19 protein-coding genes are annotated in these 18,737 nt (G+C 62.8%); 13 read left to right on the top strand and 6 right to left on the bottom strand.

What is annotated here, in order from left to right; genetic code table 11:
- Nucleotides 1-170: 170 nt before the first annotated feature.
- From ACIOTN_RS14190 to ACIOTN_RS14180, 3 genes are read left to right on the top strand one after another with little or no spacing between them, the layout of a single operon-like run.
- Nucleotides 171-1,664, top strand: coding sequence for an aspartate aminotransferase family protein (locus ACIOTN_RS14190; protein WP_105661913.1), 1,494 nt, complete (start codon nt 171-173; stop codon nt 1,662-1,664).
- Nucleotides 1,661-3,007, top strand: coding sequence for a lysine N(6)-hydroxylase/L-ornithine N(5)-oxygenase family protein (locus ACIOTN_RS14185; protein ID WP_402735544.1), 1,347 nt, complete (start codon nt 1,661-1,663; stop codon nt 3,005-3,007). Before ACIOTN_RS14190 ends, ACIOTN_RS14185 begins: the two co-directional genes overlap by 4 nt.
- A gap of 10 nt (nt 3,008-3,017) precedes the next feature.
- A complete protein-coding gene (locus tag ACIOTN_RS14180) occupies nt 3,018-5,366 on the top strand; it encodes a GNAT family N-acetyltransferase (RefSeq protein ID WP_402735543.1) in 2,349 nt (782 codons plus the stop codon).
- 54 nt (nt 5,367-5,420) lie between these two features.
- Here ACIOTN_RS14180 and ACIOTN_RS14175 read toward each other — a convergent pair whose 3' ends face one another.
- Nucleotides 5,421-6,068 carry a maleylpyruvate isomerase family mycothiol-dependent enzyme gene (locus ACIOTN_RS14175; protein WP_105657230.1) on the bottom strand — a complete coding sequence of 216 codons (648 nt, stop codon included), beginning with the start codon at nt 6,066-6,068 and terminating at the stop codon, nt 5,421-5,423.
- A 208-nt stretch (nt 6,069-6,276) separates the two neighbouring features.
- Here ACIOTN_RS14175 and ACIOTN_RS14170 point away from each other — a divergent pair, with 208 nt between their 5' ends.
- The 5 genes from ACIOTN_RS14170 (at nt 6,277) to bioB (ending at nt 9,974) form a co-directional block, all read left to right on the top strand.
- The gene (locus tag ACIOTN_RS14170; RefSeq protein ID WP_105657229.1) at nt 6,277-6,621 is read left to right on the top strand and encodes a PadR family transcriptional regulator; all 345 of its coding nucleotides are present in this window, start codon (nt 6,277-6,279) and stop codon (nt 6,619-6,621) included.
- Between the two features lie 2 nt (nt 6,622-6,623).
- Nucleotides 6,624-6,995, top strand: a complete 372-nt coding sequence (locus ACIOTN_RS14165; RefSeq protein WP_105657228.1) for a DUF1048 domain-containing protein — start codon at nt 6,624-6,626, stop codon at nt 6,993-6,995.
- A 1-nt stretch (nt 6,996) separates the two neighbouring features.
- Nucleotides 6,997-7,788: an ATP-binding cassette domain-containing protein gene (locus ACIOTN_RS14160; RefSeq protein WP_332486651.1), complete on the top strand. Its 792-nt coding sequence runs from the start codon at nt 6,997-6,999 to the stop codon at nt 7,786-7,788.
- Nucleotides 7,785-8,561, top strand: coding sequence for an ABC transporter permease (locus ACIOTN_RS14155; protein WP_105657226.1), 777 nt, complete (start codon nt 7,785-7,787; stop codon nt 8,559-8,561). Before ACIOTN_RS14160 ends, ACIOTN_RS14155 begins: the two co-directional genes overlap by 4 nt.
- Nucleotides 8,562-8,741: 180 nt before the next feature.
- Entirely contained in the window at nt 8,742-9,974 is a 1,233-nt protein-coding gene (bioB, locus tag ACIOTN_RS14150) for a biotin synthase BioB (protein WP_402696389.1), read from the top strand.
- A 22-nt stretch (nt 9,975-9,996) separates the two neighbouring features.
- On the opposite strand, the gene map is transcribed toward bioB, so the two are convergent.
- Entirely contained in the window at nt 9,997-10,779 is a 783-nt protein-coding gene (gene map, locus ACIOTN_RS14145; protein ID WP_105657224.1) for a type I methionyl aminopeptidase, read from the bottom strand.
- Between the two features lie 46 nt (nt 10,780-10,825).
- Between map and ACIOTN_RS14140 the strand changes: the two genes are divergently transcribed.
- From ACIOTN_RS14140 to ACIOTN_RS14120, 5 genes are all read left to right on the top strand, one after another.
- A complete protein-coding gene (locus ACIOTN_RS14140) occupies nt 10,826-11,119 on the top strand; it encodes a helix-turn-helix transcriptional regulator (RefSeq protein ID WP_105657223.1) in 294 nt (97 codons plus the stop codon).
- Between the two features lie 104 nt (nt 11,120-11,223).
- The gene (locus ACIOTN_RS14135) at nt 11,224-11,550 is read left to right on the top strand and encodes a helix-turn-helix transcriptional regulator (RefSeq protein ID WP_105657301.1); all 327 of its coding nucleotides are present in this window, start codon (nt 11,224-11,226) and stop codon (nt 11,548-11,550) included.
- A gap of 16 nt (nt 11,551-11,566) precedes the next feature.
- The gene (locus tag ACIOTN_RS14130) at nt 11,567-12,319 is read left to right on the top strand and encodes an NADPH-dependent F420 reductase (RefSeq protein WP_286134163.1); all 753 of its coding nucleotides are present in this window, start codon (nt 11,567-11,569) and stop codon (nt 12,317-12,319) included.
- Between the two features lie 55 nt (nt 12,320-12,374).
- Entirely contained in the window at nt 12,375-13,397 is a 1,023-nt protein-coding gene (locus ACIOTN_RS14125) for an LLM class flavin-dependent oxidoreductase (RefSeq protein ID WP_105657221.1), read from the top strand.
- Nucleotides 13,398-13,507: 110 nt separating this feature from the next.
- Nucleotides 13,508-13,945, top strand: coding sequence for a 6,7-dimethyl-8-ribityllumazine synthase (locus ACIOTN_RS14120; RefSeq protein ID WP_105657220.1), 438 nt, complete (start codon nt 13,508-13,510; stop codon nt 13,943-13,945).
- Nucleotides 13,946-14,038: 93 nt separating this feature from the next.
- Here ACIOTN_RS14120 and ACIOTN_RS14115 read toward each other — a convergent pair whose 3' ends face one another.
- The 4 genes from ACIOTN_RS14115 to ACIOTN_RS14100 are packed head-to-tail and all read right to left on the bottom strand — an operon-like array spanning nt 14,039 to nt 18,584.
- Nucleotides 14,039-15,265, bottom strand: coding sequence for a glycerate kinase (locus ACIOTN_RS14115; RefSeq protein WP_402696393.1), 1,227 nt, complete (start codon nt 15,263-15,265; stop codon nt 14,039-14,041).
- 58 nt (nt 15,266-15,323) lie between these two features.
- Nucleotides 15,324-16,883: an SLC13 family permease gene (locus ACIOTN_RS14110; protein ID WP_402735542.1), complete on the bottom strand. Its 1,560-nt coding sequence runs from the start codon at nt 16,881-16,883 to the stop codon at nt 15,324-15,326.
- Entirely contained in the window at nt 16,880-18,400 is a 1,521-nt protein-coding gene (locus ACIOTN_RS14105; RefSeq protein WP_133833005.1) for an ATP-binding protein, read from the bottom strand. The genes ACIOTN_RS14110 and ACIOTN_RS14105 overlap by 4 nt, the downstream gene beginning before the upstream one ends.
- Entirely contained in the window at nt 18,393-18,584 is a 192-nt protein-coding gene (locus tag ACIOTN_RS14100; protein WP_133833006.1) for a hypothetical protein, read from the bottom strand. The genes ACIOTN_RS14105 and ACIOTN_RS14100 overlap by 8 nt, the downstream gene beginning before the upstream one ends.
- Nucleotides 18,585-18,737: the final 153 nt, after the last annotated feature.

Raw genomic sequence — 18,737 nt, 5'->3', positions numbered from 1 at the left:
CCGCAGGAAAATGTAGAAACTTTTCTCCTGGCGGAGAGAGTGAATTACTCGGCTTGCATTAACTAATTGAAGTGTGTTGTTAATAGATTCTTGTTAGGTGAGCCTGACCAACTATTGATTGTCTCTATCTGAGGAGCATGCTTTTGGGTGCCTCACTGCCTACCCTGCAAATGCCTGATCTACCACTGCCGATCTACGATGATTCGTTGCTCTGCGCAGACACCGCCCGTGTCTACGAAAATGAGTCGCGTGAAGCCATTTCACGCGTGGCCCACCGGTTGGCATCGGTGAACGCGCCGACGACCGGACCGACTCCGCAGCAGTTGCAGGAACGCATCGACCTGGTCGACCTGCATAGTCCATTGGGTTCAACCCAGGACTCGTTCACCGAGCTGAATGAGTTGTATTTCAACGACGCGGTCTACTTCCACGATCCGAAGTACGCGGCGCACTTGAACTGCCCTGTCGTGATCCCTGCGGTGGTCGCCGAGAACTTCGTCACGAGCATCAACACCTCGATGGACACTTTTGACCAGAGCGCTGGAGCAACACTGATCGAGCGCAAGCTCATCGATTTCACCGCCGATCTGATCGGCTTCGGGACCGGACAGGCCGACGGAATCTTTACCTCTGGCGGAACTCAATCCAACCTTCAGGCCATGCTGATCGCACGAAACACCGCTACCGCAAAGCTGCGGGGCACCTTGCCTGAACGGCTGGCTAATCTGCGGATCTATTGCTCGGAAGATGCGCACTTCTCGATTCGCAACGCCGCGATGCTCCTTGGCCTGGGCTACGACGCGGCCGTGGCGATCCCTACAGACGCCCAGCACCGCATGGATGCGCATGCATTGCGCGTGCGCCTGGACGCAGACCTCGCCGCCGGATTGGTGCCCATGGCCATCTCCGCCACCAGCGGGAATACCGACTTCGGGGCCATCGATCCGTTGCCCCAGCTAAGTGCTATCGCCACAGAAGTAGGCGCGTGGTTCCATGTGGATGCCGCATACGGTTGCGGCCTGCTCGTCTCCAACTCCCACCGCCACCGGTTGGACGGCATTGAATTGGCCGACTCGGTCACCGTGGATTACCACAAGTCCTTCTTCCAGCCCATCGGCTCCAGCGCCTTGGTGGTCCGCTCGGCAGCCTCCTTGGAATCCATCGCCCACTATGCCGAGTACCTGAACCCGCGTGCGGAGGCCGAGTCCACCCCCAACCAGGTCTCGAAGTCCCTGCAGACCACACGGCGCTTCGATGCGCTGAAGCTGTGGGTCACGTTGCGCTCTTTGGGGGCCAGCCGTTTGGGTGCCATGTTCGACCAGGTCATCGCCTTGGCAGAGGACGCTCAACAGGAAGTTGCCATGCGCGCCCAGCTTCGGATGGCAGCCGACGTGCAGCTGAGCACGCTGGTCTTCTCCTTTGAAGATCCACAGCACCCACTGGAACTGGACGAGCACAATGCCCTGGCCAACCAGATCCGCCAACGCCTCTATGCCAGCGGCGAAGCGATGATCGCCGCCACCACGGTCAAAGGCAAACGCCTGCTGAAACTGACGCTGCTCAATCCGAATACGACCCTGGCCGATATCAGCGAGATCCTCGACGCTATCTGCCGGATTGGTTCCGGACTGCTGGCCGAACGCACCCTTGGAGAGAAGAAATGATTGAACCTACCGAGCACTTTGACGTCATCGCTATTGGCGCTGGCCCTTTCAATCTGGGTTTTGCCGCCTTGGCCGATGGATTGGATGATCTGCACGTTGCAGTTCTGGAAGCCGGAGAGAAGTTCGTCTGGCACCCTGGCATGATGCTTCCCGGAACCCATCTCCAGGTTCCCTTCATGGCAGATCTGGTGACCATGGCGGACCCGACCAGCAAGCATTCGTTCTTGAACTATCTCAAGGAAAAACAGCGGCTTTACCCGTTCTATATCCGCGAAGACTTCTACGCGCTGCGCGAGGAGTATTCCAACTACCTGGCGTGGGCCGCAGAAAATATTCAAAGCGTACGATTCGGGCACCGGGTGCTCGAAGCCGAATACCACGACGGGGTCTACCGGTTGTCGGTGCTCACTGCCGCAGGACTGACCCGCTTCACAGCAGACAAGTTGGTGCTAGGCACCGGATCCCAGCCTTATCTGCCGCCGGTTCTCACCACGGAAGCACAAGCCACCGGCAACGTGGTGCACTCAAGCGACTACGCCTTCCACCGCGAGAAACTCCTATCTTCCCGGACCGCAGGTTCCGGCCCGCAAGTAACTGCTGTGCTCGGCAGCGGCCAGAGCGCCGCAGAAATCTTCTTGGATCTTCTGCGCAGCTTGCCAGAAGAGGATCATCTGGTGTGGGCAACGCGTTCAGAACGCTACTTCCCGCTGGAATACACCAAGCTCACTTTGGAGATGACATCTCCGGAATACATCGACCACTTCCATGCCCTGCCCATGGATCAGCGGGATGTCCTGTCAGCAGAGCAAAAGGGGCTCTACAAGGGGATCAACGCGGACTTGATCAACGAAATCCACGAGGAGCTCTACCAGCGAAGCGTCAATGGCTCAGCGAATGTGCACCTGCGTACCGGCTGCGCGGCCACGAGCATCGGCGCTGACACGGATCACCTGGCCATCAGCTTGCGCCATGAACGCACCGGTGAAGACCTGGAATTCCTCGCCGACCACCTTGTCATGGCAACCGGCTACCGCGCAGGCACTCCGGACTTCTTGCAAGGCATCAGCCAACGCATCGATTACCTTCCCGATGGCCGCTTCAATGTAGATCGCGAATATTCCATCGGGTTGGACCAGGACATCTTCGTGCAGAACGCTGAACTGCACACCCACGGCTTCACCGCTCCGGATCTGGGCATGGGAGCCTACCGCAATTCAGTAATTATCAACCGCTTGGCTGGACGCGAGGTCTACCCGGTCGAGCGACGGATCGCTTTCCAGCGATTCGGCGCCGCTGAACTCAGCGGCTTGCCCACTTCCGCCACTGCCAGCGCACGAGCCTAAGGAACTTCCGATGACCAACTACACTTTCCGTTCCGTGACGTTGCCCGGGGATACTGCGCTGCTGCATTCGTGGATTGCCACCGCGCATGCCTCCTTCTGGGGCATGGCCAACGCAACCGAAAAGGAAATCGAAGCAGAATACCGCACATTGCTTGGCACCCCAGGCTACGAAGTCCTCTTCGGCATTGATGCATCAGGGGACGAGAAATTCCTTGTCGAGCTCTACGACCCAGCAGCATCGCCACTGGCCGATGCATACAACTGCGTCCGCGGCGACCGTGGACTGCACTTCCTGGCTCCGGCAGCCACCGAGCCGCAGCCTGGGTTCACCCTCGACGCTCTCTCCTCGGCCATGGTCCAGGCTTTCGCCCTGCCCGGAACCGAACGAATCATCGTGGAACCTGACCTGCGCAACAAAGCCATCCATGCCCTGAATGCCCGCGTTGGCTTCAGCCCGGTACGTCCAGTGGAGCTTTCCGAGGCAGACGGCTCAATCAAGCAGGCACTGCTGTCCATCTGCACTCGCCAGGATTTCGAAACCGCTACCGGCCGCGGCTTGGAATCCTCATTCCTCTCCCCTGCACGTTGGGACATCGCCAACCGCCATGTCTTGGCCAAGGCCCTGGGCGAATTTTCGCATGAGCGCCTCCTGGAGCCTGCCGGCCATGGAGAAAACCGCTACTCAGTCCAGAAGGATGCCCACCGCTACAGCTTCAGCGCCCAGCGGTACCAGCTGAACCACTGGTTGGTTTCACCGCAGTCCGTGGAACACCACCACTTCGTTGACGGCAGCTGGCAGCAGGCAGAGGTAGACGCCATTGAGTTCATCACCCACTTCTGCCAGGAACTCACGCTTTCCCCGGTGCAGCTGCCCACCTACCTTGAAGAGCTCTCATCCACGCTGGCCAGCCACTGCTACAAGCAGGTTCATGCAACCCATAATTCAGCACAGCTGGCCCGGTTCGACGGCACAGCCGCACAGTCCTTCCAGCTCATCGAATCTTCCATGACCGAGGGCCACCCGTGCTTCATAGCCAACAACGGAAGAATGGGCATCGGGCGCACCGACTACCTGAGGTACGCCCCCGAAACCGGTTCCGCCCTGCACCTTGGCTGGGCTGCCGCCCACAAGTCCCGAGCACAATTCGACGCCGTGGATTCGCTGGATTACGAAGGGCTGCTGGCCGCCGAGCTGGATCCAGCCGAGCGCCAGCGCTTGGATGCGGCCCTGGAGGCCTCCTTGTTCGGCACCGGCTATGCGGCCGGGGACTACATCTTCATTCCGGTGCACCCTTGGCAATGGGAGAACCGCCTGTCGATCACGTTCGCCAATGATATTGCCCGCAAGCAATTGATCTGGCTGGGCACCAGCGTTGACGAGTACCAGGCGCAGCAGTCGATCCGCACCTTCTTCAACCTGTCCAACCCGGAACGACACTACGTCAAGACGGCAATGTCGATCTTGAATATGGGGTTCATGCGCGGGCTCAGTGCCGAGTACATGAAGGTGACTCCCGCGATCAACCAGTGGTTGGGCGAGCTGTTCGCAAAGGACCCGGTGCTCTCGATCCAGCCGGTCGCCCTGCTGCGTGAAATTGCGGCCGTAGGCTACCGCAACCCGCAGTTCGAAGCAGCCACCGGCAAGAGCGATCCGCAGCGGAAGATGCTGGCTGCGCTGTGGCGGGAGTCCCCGATCAGCCTGCTGGGCCCGGAAGAAAAGTTGGCTACGATGGCCAGCCTATTGCATGTCGATGCGTCCGGCAGGTCCTTTGCCGGCGCCCTCATTCGCCGCAGCGGGCTAGCACCGGCCGACTGGCTAAGCCGTTACCTCGATGCCTACCTCATTCCGCTGGTGCATTGCCTGGCTGCCTATGATTTGGTGTTCATGCCGCATGGCGAAAACGTGATCATGGTGCTTGAGAACGGTGCTGTGAAGAAGGTCCTGCTCAAGGATCTGGGCGAAGAGATTGCCGTGCTCTCGGACCGGGTGGAACTCCCGGAGGAGATTCGCCGGGTACGCACCGGTGGAGATCCGGTATTGTCGGTCTTCACGGATGTCTTTGATTCGTTCTTCCGCTTCCTCGCGCCGCTGCTGGATGCCGAAGAACTGCTTTCCGAAGCAGATTTCTGGAAGACCGTAGTTCAACGGCTGCTGGATTATCGCGGGCAGCATCCGCAGTTCGCTGAACGCTTTGATCAACTGGGACTTTTCGCGCAGAGCTTCCCGCTGTCGTGCTTGAACCGCCTGCAGTTGCGCAACAACCAGCAGATGCTGGATCTCGCCGACCAGTCCGGAGGCCTGCTCTACGCAGGCGATCTGGAGAACCCGCTGGCCACCGCCCTCATTCCCGCTGGCTGATTTGCCGGCTTCCCCAGCATCGCACCGTACAGTCATCGTGCGGCGCGATGCTTGCTATTTCCGCGGCTGTGCCGTGATCCTGCGTGCCAGCTCGCCGACCCCTGCGCCCTGAAGCCGCGGGAGGACCTGTTCCCTTCCGGCCATCGCCAGGACCAGATCCAGCAGTTCGCCACGCACCTCGGGACCGTTCCCGCAACTGAAAGCGTCGTCCGCCGCCGACATCCGCAAGCCCTTGACCAGGGTGCTGCTATTGACTGCGAAGTCCTTGGAGGCGAAGAATCCTGCCACCGCTCGCAGTGCCGTGGGTTCAGGCCGCAGGATCAGATCGAGTGCCTGGGCGATGTCCTGCCCGTGCACTACCACTTCGCCCAGCAAACCGGTCACCGATTTCAGCGGGGCAATGGATTTGCTGGCAGAACGATTGAAATTATCCAGCGTTTGCCGGGCGCCGTCCCCGAGCTGCAGGCGCAGCAGCCGCTCGTTGTGCCGGTCGGCATTGAATCCGGAACGAGCCATATTCACCAGCCAGCGGGCGGTCGAGGTGGATCCGGCGGCCGCCAGATGCGCCGCCACATCGCGGATCTGCCAGTTCGCGCAGAGCGATGGGGCGTTCCACTGCTCCGGAGCCAAGCTGCCCAGCAATCCTGTCAACCGCGCACGCTCGGCATGGACCAGCTCCCAATGCCATCTCGCATCCTTCATGGCGCCTCATCTCCATAGATCCAGTACCGGCTCAGCTTCCAGGAGCATACCGGATTTCCGGTTGCGCCATCTTGCCACTGGTCAAATGGCGGTTCTCCAAAGCTCCGAAAAATATCTGGAAAATCTTGGTACTAAGTATTGCTAAATACCACTACTTAGTTCTACTATCTACTTGTACTCAATGACACTAAGTAGAGAGGGGTGCACCATGGCCACACAGATGACCGAGATGCTCAAAGGCACCTTGGAAGGGATCGTCCTGGCGATCCTGGCCGAACGCCCGGCCTACGGATACGAGATCACCACGGAACTGCGCGAACGCGGCTTCACCGATCTGGCCGAGGGAACGATCTACGCGCTGCTGGTGCGCATCGAGCAGAAAGGCCTCGTCTCGGTGGAGAAAGTCCCGTCCGAAAAAGGGCCTCCCCGCAAGGTCTTCACCCTCAACCCCAGCGGCAAGCAGCAGCTCGACGACTTCTGGACCATCTGGAACCTGCTCGTCTCCCGCATCAACAACCTCCCCCACCCGAGCACCCCGCAGAAAGGGCACTGATCATGGTCGCCAAATGGATTGAAGCTTTCACCGGCTCACTGGAGCAGAAGAAGCAGTACAAGCAGAGCATGGCACGCCTCAAGGCCCTGCCCCAGCCCTATGCCAAGGCCGCTGCAGGAGTGCAGCGCTACCTGCTGAACCAGAGCGGGGTCACCGACGCCGAAACGATGATCTCCATGTATTCGGACCTGGCCGACCTCTTCGAAGGAGCAGCCGCCAACGGCACCGCGCTGCGCGAACTGCTTGGCCAGGATCCGGCGGAATTCGCCGATGACTTCGCCCAGGCCTACGGGGGCAAGCGCTGGACCGACAAGGAACGCACCCGCCTGGCCGACACCATTTCCGAAGCAGAGAACGAATCGAAGGAGCAATGACATGAATACCGCATTGGCCCCGGAACCGGCCATCGAGGTCACCGGACTGGCCAAGTCATTCAAGAAGCTGCCCGTGCTGCGCGGACTGGACTTCACCGTGCAGCCCGGCAGCATCTTCGCCTTGCTCGGTTCCAATGGCGCCGGCAAGACGACGCTGGTGCGGATCCTGGCCACCCTCCTTCCCGCCGATGCGGGAACCGCCCGGGTCTGCGGAGCTGCAGTGCGCGAGAACCCGGTCCAGGTCCGCCGGTCGCTGGGCCTGACCGGGCAATTCGCCGCAGTGGACGAGGTCCTGACCGGGCGCGAAAACTTGCTGCTGATCGCGCGGCTGCTCCGCTTGGAGAATCCGCGGTCCATCGCCAACGGCTTGCTGGAGCGCTTCAACCTCTGCGACGCAGCGGACCGGCCCGCAGGAACCTACTCCGGCGGGATGCGCAGGCGCCTTGATATCGCCATGGGACTGGCCGGCAACCCGCCGGTGCTCCTGCTCGATGAGCCGACCACGGGACTGGATCCCCAATCGCGCCGCGAGACCTGGCAGGTGATCCGCGACTTGGCCGAGTCCGGCACCACGATCCTGCTCACCACCCAGTACCTGGATGAAGCAGAGCACCTGGCCGATCAAATCGCCATCCTCCACGAGGGCACCATCATCCACCAGGGCACGCTGGCCGAACTCCAGGCCCTGCTGCCGCCGGCCACCACCGAGCTGGTGGCCAAGCGGCCGAGCCTGGAGGAGATCTTCCTGGAACTGATCGGCCACCACCAGCGAACCGAAGGGAGCAAGCCATGAGCATCGCGGCACTGCGGGAAACCAGAATCCTCACCGGGCGCTCGATGCGCCACGTTGTCCGCAGCCCCGACACCATCATCACCACGGCCATCACCCCGGTGGCCATGATGCTGCTGTTCACCTACGTTTTCGGCGGGGCTATCGGCACCAGCGCCACCAGCGCCACCGGGCCGTATATCAACTACCTGCTGCCCGGGATCCTGGTCATCACCATCGCCTCCGGGGTCGCCTACACCTCCTACCGGCTGTTCCTGGACCTGCGCGATGGGCTGGTGCAGCGCCTGCGCTCCATGCCGATCTCCCGCTCCAGCGTGCTCTGGAGCCATGTGGCGACCTCGTTGGCGGCGAACCTCCTGTCCCTGGCGCTGGTACTGGGGGTCGCCCTGGCCATGGGCTTCCGCTCCTCCGCCTCCATGGCAGCGTGGATCGCCGTGCTCGCGCTGCTGTGCCTGGTGACCCTAAGCCTGACCTGGGTAGCGGTGCTTGCCGGCTTGAGCGCGAAATCGGTGGATGGCGCCAGCGCCTTCAGCTACCCGCTGATCTTCCTGCCCTTCATCTCCTCGGCGTTCGTTCCCACCGAGTCAATGCCCGGGCCGGTGGCCTGGTTCGCCGAGCACCAGCCGATCACTGCTATCGTCGATTCGCTGCGCGCCCTGCTGTCGCAAGAACCCGTGGGTTCCGAGCTCTGGATCGCCCTGGCCTGGCTGGCAGGCATCTTGATCCTGGCTTGGGCGCTGGCCACGCGGATCTACCGGAGCAAGACCTCCAGCTGAGCGGCGGGCGCTCCGCACGGGACGCGCGCCGTCTGCAACTGCTGTGGAAAGCAGAGCAAGCCCCCGACTTGAACATTGTTCAAGTCGGGGGCTTTTCGTGTACATTGGTGCCAGCAATTGAACACCGTTCAAGAATGGCTGCACCTTGGCAGGCAGTCATCCAACCAGGCGAAGGAACCCATGAGCATCCCCGCGCAGCGCACCGACACCGCAGATTTCACCGAGCTGGCCGCACGCATCTCCGCTGGCCACCAGCTCACCGCAGCAGAGGCCCTCGGGCTGCTGGCCACCAGCGACGCGCAGACTTCGCGGCTGGTCAGCGCGGCCGGGGTGCTGCGGCGCAAGCATTTCGGCAACACCGTGAAGGTCAACTACCTGGTCAACCTGAAGTCCGGCTTGTGCCCCGAGGACTGCACCTACTGTTCCCAGCGTCTGGGCTCCAAGGCCGAAATCCTGAAATACACCTGGCTCAAGCCCGGCGAAGCGGTGCGCCAGGCAGGTTTGGGCATCGCCGGCGGCGCCTCGCGGGTCTGCATGGTCGCCTCCGGCAAGGGACCCACGGACCGCGATGTGGAACGCGTCGCGGACATGATCGGCGCATTGAAGGAAGCGCATCCGCAGGTCGAGGTCTGCGCCTGCATCGGCATCCTGAAGCAGGGGCAGGCCCAGCGGCTCAAGGAGGCCGGCGCCGACGCCTACAACCACAACCTGAATACGGCCGAGTCCCTCTACCCGGAAATCTGCAGCACCCACAGCTTCGCCGAGCGCGTCTCCACCGTCCAGCAGTCCAGGTCAGCCGGCCTCTCCCCCTGCTCGGGGCTCATCGTTGGACTGGGCGAAACGCCCGAGCAGCTGGTCGAGGCGATCTTCGCCTTGCGCGCACTGGAGGCCGATTCCATTCCGGTGAACTTCTTGATGCCTTTCGACGGCACTCCGCTGGAAGGCACCTGGAACCTGACCCCGCGCGCCTGCCTGCGGATCCTGGCCGTAGTGCGGCTAGCCTGCCCGGACAAGGAAATCCGGATGGCCGGCGGACGCGAAATGCACCTGCGTTCCTTGCAGGCCAATGCCCTGGAAGTGGCCAATTCGCTGTTTCTCGGCGACTATCTGACCAGCGAAGGGCAGGATGCGAAAGCCGACCTGGCGATGATTGCCGACGCGGGGTTCGTGGTGCTGGGCCAAGAAGGCCAGGACCCGGCGCAGCTGGCCAGGACGCTGCGCGAAGCCGCCGGCCATGCTTCGCGCCAGCCGGAGGATGCGGGCAACGCCGGGGCCAGCGGGTGCAGCGGATCGTGCTGCACCTCCGTTGCTTCCCCGGCCTGCGGCAGCGCCTCCTCGGGCTGCGGCACCGGCACGGCCGAACCGGTGCTCCGCCGCCGCGGCGCCGGGACCGGGGAAAGCCCGAACGCCTGATCGCCGCCATGCCGGCCTCTGCCTATGCCGAGAGGTCGGTGGGCAGGGTGAGAATCTCCGCGCCAGTTTCCGTGATGGCAATGGTGTGCTCGGTGTGCGCCGTGCGGCAGCCGGTGGCGCTGCGCAGGGTCCAGCCATCGCGGTCGGTCACCAGCTTGCTGGTATCGGCCATGACCCACGGTTCGATGGCCAGCAGAAGACCGGGACGCAGCGTGTACCCGCGTCCGCGGCGGCCATCGTTGGAAACGTGAGGATCCTGATGCATGGTGCTGCCGATGCCGTGGCCGCCGAATTCCATGTTGACCTTGTACCCTTCGGCGGTCAGCACCGATCCGATGGCGAAGGACAGGTCGCCGATCTTGGCTCCGGGACGCGCCTCGGCGATAGCCGCAGCCAGGGCGCGCTGCGTGGTCTCGATCATCTTCAGGTCTTCTGCACGCGCAGCCGTGCCGACAATGAAGCTGATCGCCGCGTCGGAGGCGATGCCTTTCAAGGTGACGGCCAGATCCAGGGTGAGCAAGTCGCCATCGGCCAGCTGGTAGTCGCGAGGCAGTCCATGGAGCACCGCATCGTTGACTCCCGTGCAGATGTAATGGCCGAAGGGGCCGCTGCCGAAGGACGGGGCGTAGTCGAGGTAGCAGGAGACCGCGCCGGCCTCCTCGATCATTTCCTTGGTCCAGGCGTCGATTTCCAAGAGATTGGTGCCGACCTGCACGCGGTGCTTGAGCGTATTGAGGATGTTTCCGACAAGGCGTCCGGTCTCGCGGGCGCGCTCTACTTCGCTGGCTGTGAGAATCTCGATCATTCCAATTACTATACCGGTATTTTAATACCGGTATAATGGTCTCATTATGGTCAGACTGCCGCTTACCGCCCGGGAAATCGAACAGGGCAAGAACCTCGGCGCGCTGCTTCGGCAGGCACGCGGCGAACGAACAATCCTCGACGTCGCGATCCAAGCCGGCCTCTCCCCCGAAACCCTGCGGAAAATCGAAACCGGCCGCGTCGCCACTCCCGCTTTTTCCACCATCGCCGCTGTCGCGGCCGCGCTGAGCCTATCGCTCGATGAGATCTGGTCAACCATCAACTCGCAGAATACCTGCGGCTCTCCAGCGCTTCACCCCTCACAGCTATCGCACCGCTAATTCGCAGGGCCTGATCCCTTCTGCATGTACATGTTGACGCGTACATAACTAGTATGTACACTTTTTTGCGTACATGCACGCCTTTCGGAGTTAAGGAAATGAACGTGGCAAGCCGCCTCACTCGACCTCTAACCATTCCCTCCGAAGAGGAAATGGACCTATTCGAAATCATGGCCGCTCTGGCCGATCCGGTCAGGCGCGCCATCATCGCTCACATTGGCGCAACCCCCGGTGGCGCGTGCAGCAGCTCGGACTTTGGTGTCTCAAAGTCGGCACTCACCCGGCACTGGCGCATCCTCAGGGAATCCGGCTTGATCAGGCAAGAGGTTGATGGCACCCGGCACCGCAACTGGTTGCGCACCGAAGAACTGGATCATCGATTCCCTGGACTCATGGATACGGTTCGCCAGGAACTTGCCCGCACCACATAAAATTCTTCACCCTTAGATACCTCATCGACCACAAGATAAGAATTCGGAGCAACCCATGAGCACAACCAAGATCGGGATTATCGGTAGCGGAAATATCGGCCAGGCCATTGCTCGCCTAGCTGTGGCCGCTGGCGCCACCGTGGCCATCGCGAACTCACGCGGCACCGCCTCGCTCGCCGACGTGGTGGAAGAACTCGGCGACAACGCGCACGCGGCAACCGTTGCTGAAGCCGCTGAATATGGCGATATCGTCGTGTTGGCCATCCCGCTGTCGGCTTATTCGGACCTTCCAACCCAGGTGCTTGCCAACAAGACGGTCCTATCCACCGGCAACTACTACCCATCCCGCGACGGGCGCATAGAAGTTCTCGATTCCTTGAAGTCCACTACTGCGCAATTGGAAGCATCGCTCCTTCCCGGCGCCCGCATCACCAAAGCCTTCAACAACATCGTGGCGCATCACATCCCGCTTCTGGTCAATTCAGCTCCGAGGACCGCGTTGCCAATATATGGCGATGACCTTGCTGCCAAGACCGAAGTGCTGGAACTTGTCCAAGCGTTGGGCTTCGACACGGTCAATGCCGGAACCTTGGCTGATTCGTGGCGCGCCGAGCCCGAATCCGGTGGCTACACTCACGTCTACGCCCAAGATCCCGCTAATTTCTACTCCGCGCACCTTGCCGATCGCGGTCAGCCAGTGACTATCGCGCAGCTCGAAGAGGCGCTCGCCACTGCGCATCGAGCCGGCGTCGCCGCCCGCCAGTTCTAGCAGACCACGAGGCTAGGACTGGAATAACCATTCGAGACTACTTGTTGCCTCAAGCATGAAGAACATCGGATTCTTGTCCTTCGGCCACTGGACCGACCACCCGCAATCAGGCACCCGCACCGCCTCCGATGCCCTGCTGCAGGCCATCGATCTGGCGGTCGCCGCCGAGGAGCTCGGCGCGGACGGCGCCTATTTCCGCGTGCACCACTTCGCCCAGCAATACGCCTCCCCGTTCCCGCTGCTGGCTGCCATCGGCGCGCGAACCAGCCGCATCGAGATCGGTACCGGCGTCATCGACATGCGCTACGAGAACCCGCTGTACATGGCTGAGGATGCAGGCTCCGCCGACCTGATTTCCAATCGCCGCCTGCAGCTGGGCATCAGCCGTGGTTCGCCCGAGCAGGTCATTGACGGCTGGCGCCACTTCGGCTTCGAGCCGCGCGAGGGCGAATCGGATGCCGATATGGGCCGCCGGCATACCGAGCGCCTGCTCGAGGTGCTTTCCGGGGAAGGCTTCGCCGAGCCTAGCCCGAACCCGATGTTCCCCAATCCCCCGGGCCTGCTGCGCATCGAGCCGCATTCGGACACCTTGCGCGAACGCATCTGGTGGGGTTCCGGATCCAATGCCACTGCAGTGTGGGCCGCGAAGCTGGGCATGAACCTGCAGAGCTCCACGCTCAAGGACGATGAATCGGGCAAGCCCTTCCACGTCCAGCAGGCCGAGCAGATCCAGCTCTACCGCGACGCCTGGAAGGAAGCCGGCCACTCACGCGAACCGCGCGTCTCGGTGAGCCGCAGCATCTTCGCACTGACCGATGAGCGCGACTGGCAGTACTTCGGCCGTGACCGCTACAGCTCGGACCAGATCGGCAACATCGATGAGAAGACCCGTGCGGTCTTCGGCAAGTCCTATGCCGGGGAACCAGATGAACTGGCCAAGAAGCTGGCCGAAGACGAAGCCATCGCCGCGGCGGATACGCTCCTTCTCACCGTTCCAAACCAGTTGGGCGTGGACTACAACGCCCACGTCATCGAATCAGTGCTCAAGCACGTGGCCCCGCTGATGGGCTGGCGCTGAACCGGCTCATTCGTTACGCGGATCCCTTCCCCATTTATTCCATTGAGACCCACGCCACTAGGGTAGATCAAAAGACTTAGACATTTGCACGCAGAATCAGGGAGCAACTCATGAGCAAGCCATTGAACGTCGCCTTCATCAAGGCCAGCTGGCATGCGGATATCGTCGACCAGGCCCTGGCCGGCTTCAAGGCCGAGATGGATTCTTCCGGGCAGGAATACACCATCAATGTCGTCAGCGTACCCGGCGCCTACGAAATGCCGTTGCAGGCCCAGCGCCTGGCGAAGACCGGCAAGTACGATGCAGTGGTAGCCGCAGCCCTCGTGGTTGACGGCGGCATCTACCGCCACGACTTCGTTGCCCAGGCGGTAGTGGACGGCTTGATGCGGGTCCAGCTGGATACCGATGTACCTACTTTCTCGGTCAGCCTGACCCCGCACCACTTCCACTCGAATGATGAGCACCAGGGCTTCTACTTCGAGCATTTCCTGAAGAAGGGCGCCGAGGCGGCACGCGCGGTTCAGGCCGTGGCGGCTATCGAGCTCTAGGGAATACGCGAAAAACAGGCGTGCTGCCTTGAACGCCGTTGTCAACGGTCAAGGCAGCACGCCTGTTCCTATTCAGGGCGCGACCGCTGGCTGCTACCAAGCCTCGCGCGGGCTGAGCCGGGCTGCTGCCATTGATGCACCCAGGATGATGGTGCGCATGAAGCGTTCGGCCGCTTCGATCAGCAGCCGCTCCCCGTCATCCACTGCTTCTTGCAGCGTCATCGGGATGGGCATGATCGAGGCAATGGCGTCAATTCCGATATCGTGCACGTCTCGGCAGCCGCGGCCCAGAGTTCCTGCCAGGGCCACTACCGGCACCCCATGCAGCGCCGCGCGCCGTGCTACCTCCGCCGGCACCTTGCCCTTGGGCGTCTGGAAGTCGATGGCGCCTTCTGCGGTGATGACCAGATCCGCTCCGCGCAGCATCGAGTCCAGATCGATGCCGGCCAAGCCCGAGTCCAGGATCGCCTCGAAACGAGGCAAGAGCACCGCCCCCACCGCCGCCAAGCCAGCGCCCAGCCCGCCCGAAGCACCCGTCCCCGGGGCCAAAGCGAAATCCGTGGAGCGCGAGGACTCCAGCGCATCGCGGCGCAGGATCGAGGCCCAGCGTTCGAAACCTGCTGACATGATTTCGACCTGTTCCGGAGTTGCCCCCTTCTGCGGACCGAAAACGCGGGCCACTCCGCGCGGGCCGGTCAGCACATTGTGCGGGTTCAGCGCCATGGTGATCCGGACATTCCCGGCAGCCAGGGCCGGGTGCAGGCCGGACAGATCCAACCGGTCCACCGATCCGAGGTAGTTGCCGCCGGCCTTGACCTCATGGCCGCTGGCATCAAGGATTCGTGCACCCAGCGCCTGCAATGCCCCCATGCCTCCATCCGAGGTACCCGAGTCGCCGCAGCCCACGAGGATCTTGGAGGCCCCGGCATCAATGGCGGCCGCGATCAGCTCGCCCACACCGTAGCTGGTGGTGGTTCCCGGATCCCGCTGGTCGCGGGGAACCAGCCGCAGGCCCGCAGCGGCGGCCATTTCGACGACTGCCGTTCCGGCCGCTTCGCCACCGAGCATGGCGTAGTGGGACTCGACTTGCTGGCCGACCGGACCGGTGACTGCCATTGGCACCAGGTGGCCGCCGGTAGCGCACGCCAGGGTTTCTGCGGTGCCTTCGCCGCCATCGGCGATGGGCACTGCCTTGACCGTGGCTCCGGGCAAGGCCCGGCGAACCCCGGCGCCGATGGCCGCCGCGACTGCCGCCGCGTCGAGGGATTCCTTGAATCCGGAAGGGGCTACCAGGATGCGTTGTGGAAGTGCGTGTGCCATGATTCGTTGTCCTTTTCAGTGAGGATGAATGCGATGAGATGTGAAGCTATGAGGTGGTTCAGAGGAACAGCGGCAGTCCCATGGCCGGCCAGATCCAGAAGGCGAAGACCAGGACCAGCAGGACCATGAGCGGTCCGAGCACCGCGCTCAGGCGCAGCAGGTCTGCCGGCTTATAGGTTTCGATGCCCTCGATCTCGGAGAACAGGTTCACCGGCTTCGCGCTGCTGGTCAGGGTGTGGCAGAAACCGGCGGCGGCGGTGGAAGCCAGGGCAATGGCTACCGCGTTGACCCCGACGCCCGGGGCCAGCGAGACCACCAGCGGAATCAGCACCGCTGAGCGGGCCGAACGGGACTGGATGACCAGATGCGCCGCGGCAGAGACCACCACCACGAGGACGGTGAAGACCCAGGGTGCGGCAGCGCCGAGCTGCTCGACAGGGCCAAGCACCTTGCGGGCCAGCCATTCGGCGGCTCCGCTTCCGGCGAGCGCCGTGCCCAGGGTGAGGGTCGCGGCCATGAAGATGAGCATCGACCACGGCACCGCCTTCAATGCCTTGGCCAGGCCTACAGAGCCGTATCCCGGGCTGGCTACTAGCAATGAACCAAGCAGGGCCACGATGGCGGGATGGAGCTGGTGCAGGGGCTCGGTGCACCAGAGCACCACCACGGCCGAGACCAGCAGCGCTGCCCTGGATTGCCCCACCGTGAGCGGGCCCGAGAGCGGCACCGGCGAATACTGCTGCAGCCGCTCGATGCCCACCGCCAGCGGTTCTGCGCGGTCCCCCTTGCGGGTGAACATCCACAGCACCAGTTCGGCGCACAGATGGGAGGAAACGAAAGCCAGCGGCAATCCGTAGACCAGCCAGCCGGCGAAGGAGAATCCTTCATGGCCCGCGGTGGCGAGGATCTGGCTGGTGATCAGGTGCGCTCCGGCTCCCAGATAGGATGCCACGGCCGAAAGCAGGATAACCGAGGGGAAAACCAGGGACAGGGCCAGGACGATGCGGCGGCGATCCGCCAGCGCCTTGGCCAGGGCAATGAAGACCGGAATGGCCAGGGCCGCGCGCCCGGAAGTGGACGGCACCGCGAATGCGGTAGCCACCAGCACGCCGGTAGTCAGGTGGATCAGCTGCCGCGGGGTGTTCGCCCCTGCGGCTATCCATGCTGCGGCGCGGGTAGCCAGTCCCGTGGCGGTGATCCCCGCCGCGATCACGAAGGCGGCCAGCAAGAGCCAAATGGTGTCTTCTCCCAGCGAGGAGAACAGGTCGGCTTCGGGCAGCACGCCCATGAGCACCAGCACCACTGCTGCGCCCAAGGCGATAAAGGTATCGCCTACTGGCGAGAAGACCCAGAGCCAGATGGCCAAGGCGAAGACCGCCAGGGTCAGGGCCCCTTGGGCTGGCAATGCCCGCACTGTCCCCGCATCTGGGCCGAAGGCTCCGTAGGCGCACCAGCCGAGAAAGGCCAGCAAGACCAGTGCGGCGATGATTCGCGCTGCGTTCTGCTTGCTCCACCGGTTTCGTGCAGCACCGGCGTTGCCCTGTTCCGCGGCTTGGTCCGTGGACCGCTGGGCGGTGTAGCGGAATCCCGAGCGTGGCGCGGTTGGCTTGATGCTCATGACTCACCGCCCAGGCTGCTGGCCATGGATTGGGCGAATTCTTCTTCGCAGCGGATGCCTTGTCCGGCATCAGCTTGCGGGAGGGAAAATCCGAAACTGGTTCCGTTGCCGTTTCCGGATTCCACCCAGGCCGTGCCGCCGTGGGCTTGCGCGACCGCTTTCACCACGGCCAAGCCCAAGCCCATGCCGGATCCCTGCTGGCCGGCTTCCGGGGCACTGCGATAGTTTTCCAGCAGGGCACGGGCCTGGTCCGGGTCCAACGCCGGTCCATCGTTGGCAACCCAGAAGCTGGCCATGCCCTTTGCTGCGGCAGAACCGATCCGGATACTTTCTCCATCCTCGGTATGCGCGACGGCATTTTGGATCAGTTGGTGCATGGCCTGGGCAACGCGCAGCGGATCCAGCCACGCCTGGGCCTTGGCAGACTCGGCTATGCGGAATCGGCGGTCCGGGTAGGCGCCCGGGCGGGCGGCTGCCGCGGCAACGTCCGCCGTGACTTCGCCGACGGGCACCATTCGGCGCTGGATGAAGTCCGGGTCCGAGCTTTGCGCCAGCAATTCCAGGTCGGCAAGCGTCTGCCCCATCAGTGAAATGTGCGCCTGCGCGGTGCTGATGATCCTGCCGCGTTGCTTCCGGGGCACCTCTTCCTCGTTGAGCTTCTGCAAGGCAGCTGCCATCTTGCGTTGCGGGCTTCCCAGGTGCTCTCGTGCTTCGGCGATGAAGTGGCGTTGGGCCAGATGCGAAGCTTCAACCCGGTCAAGCATCGCATTCAGTGTCCTGGCCAGCTGCGCCAAGTCGTCGCGTCCTTCAACCGGAACGCGGGCCGAGAGGTCATTGGCGCTAATCGAGGCGGCGGTTTCGCTCATGGTGCGGATGGGACGCATGATCTGCCCAGCTGCCAACCAGGCGATCCCCGCGGTCAAGGCCAGTCCCCCGGCGGCCACGCCGAAGAGCATGGTTGCCTGCCGGTTGGCTTCTTCCTGGGCCCCGCCAATGAAGTGCGCGACGACCAGATGGGCTTGGTGCCCCGCCCCGCTGGCTCCGGAGGCATCCTTGGCCTCGGCCTTCGCCCAGCGAACCGTCCCGTGGTTACTCTCCAGGATTCCGGAGGTCTTCGCGTCATCGAGAATACGGCCCAGGAGCACGGGGTCATCAGCCAGCCAGGTCCCGGCCTGGTTGGCTGCGGTGCCTGCGGTGAGCACCCGTCCATTGGCCTGCGCGAGAATCGCTTCGCCGGCCATCGGCTGCTGGCGGGCCAGATAGCGTTCCATCAATTCACCGATCGAGGAAAACGGGCGAGCTGTCTTCGGGTCCAGTCCCTCGGCGGCGAAGGTCCGGAACTCCTCGATTTCCTGCGCGATGCCCACGTTGGCAGCTTCGGCTACTTGGCCGGACATGATCGAACGCATCGAAACCGTTACGGCCAGCAGGGCCAGTGCAGTAGTGAGCACGATCCACCCGACAATGCGCAACCGTGCCGACACCGTTGATCCCTGGTGCTCATGGATATCAGCCATTGGCGATCAGCTCCTCAGCTTGCGCTTGCGCAGCAGCGGGCTCGGGAGCCGGTGAGAGCTGGACAATGATTGGCTGCTGATGCGGGATGGGCGGATTGGCCTTGTCGGCAAGTGCCTGGCTGGCACCGGCCAGTCCCGCTGGCACGGCCAACACCATGAGGATGAGAAGTATGCGGCGATTCATGCTTTGAACATTAAAAGACCCTTGTGAGGAGCGCATTAGGCGGTGGTGAGAGGATTATGGCGCGTCCATGAGAAGCAAATGAGAGCGAGCGAATCGCCCCGGGTTCTCGCGTATTTCCGAGGTCCGGCAGCGCGGGGAATTCCTTGAAAATTT

Origin of the sequence: Glutamicibacter sp. NPDC087661 (assembly GCF_044743275.1) — a bacterium.
Lineage (GTDB): Bacteria > Actinomycetota > Actinomycetes > Actinomycetales > Micrococcaceae > Glutamicibacter.
This window is presented reverse-complemented; position numbering and strand designations above follow the sequence as displayed.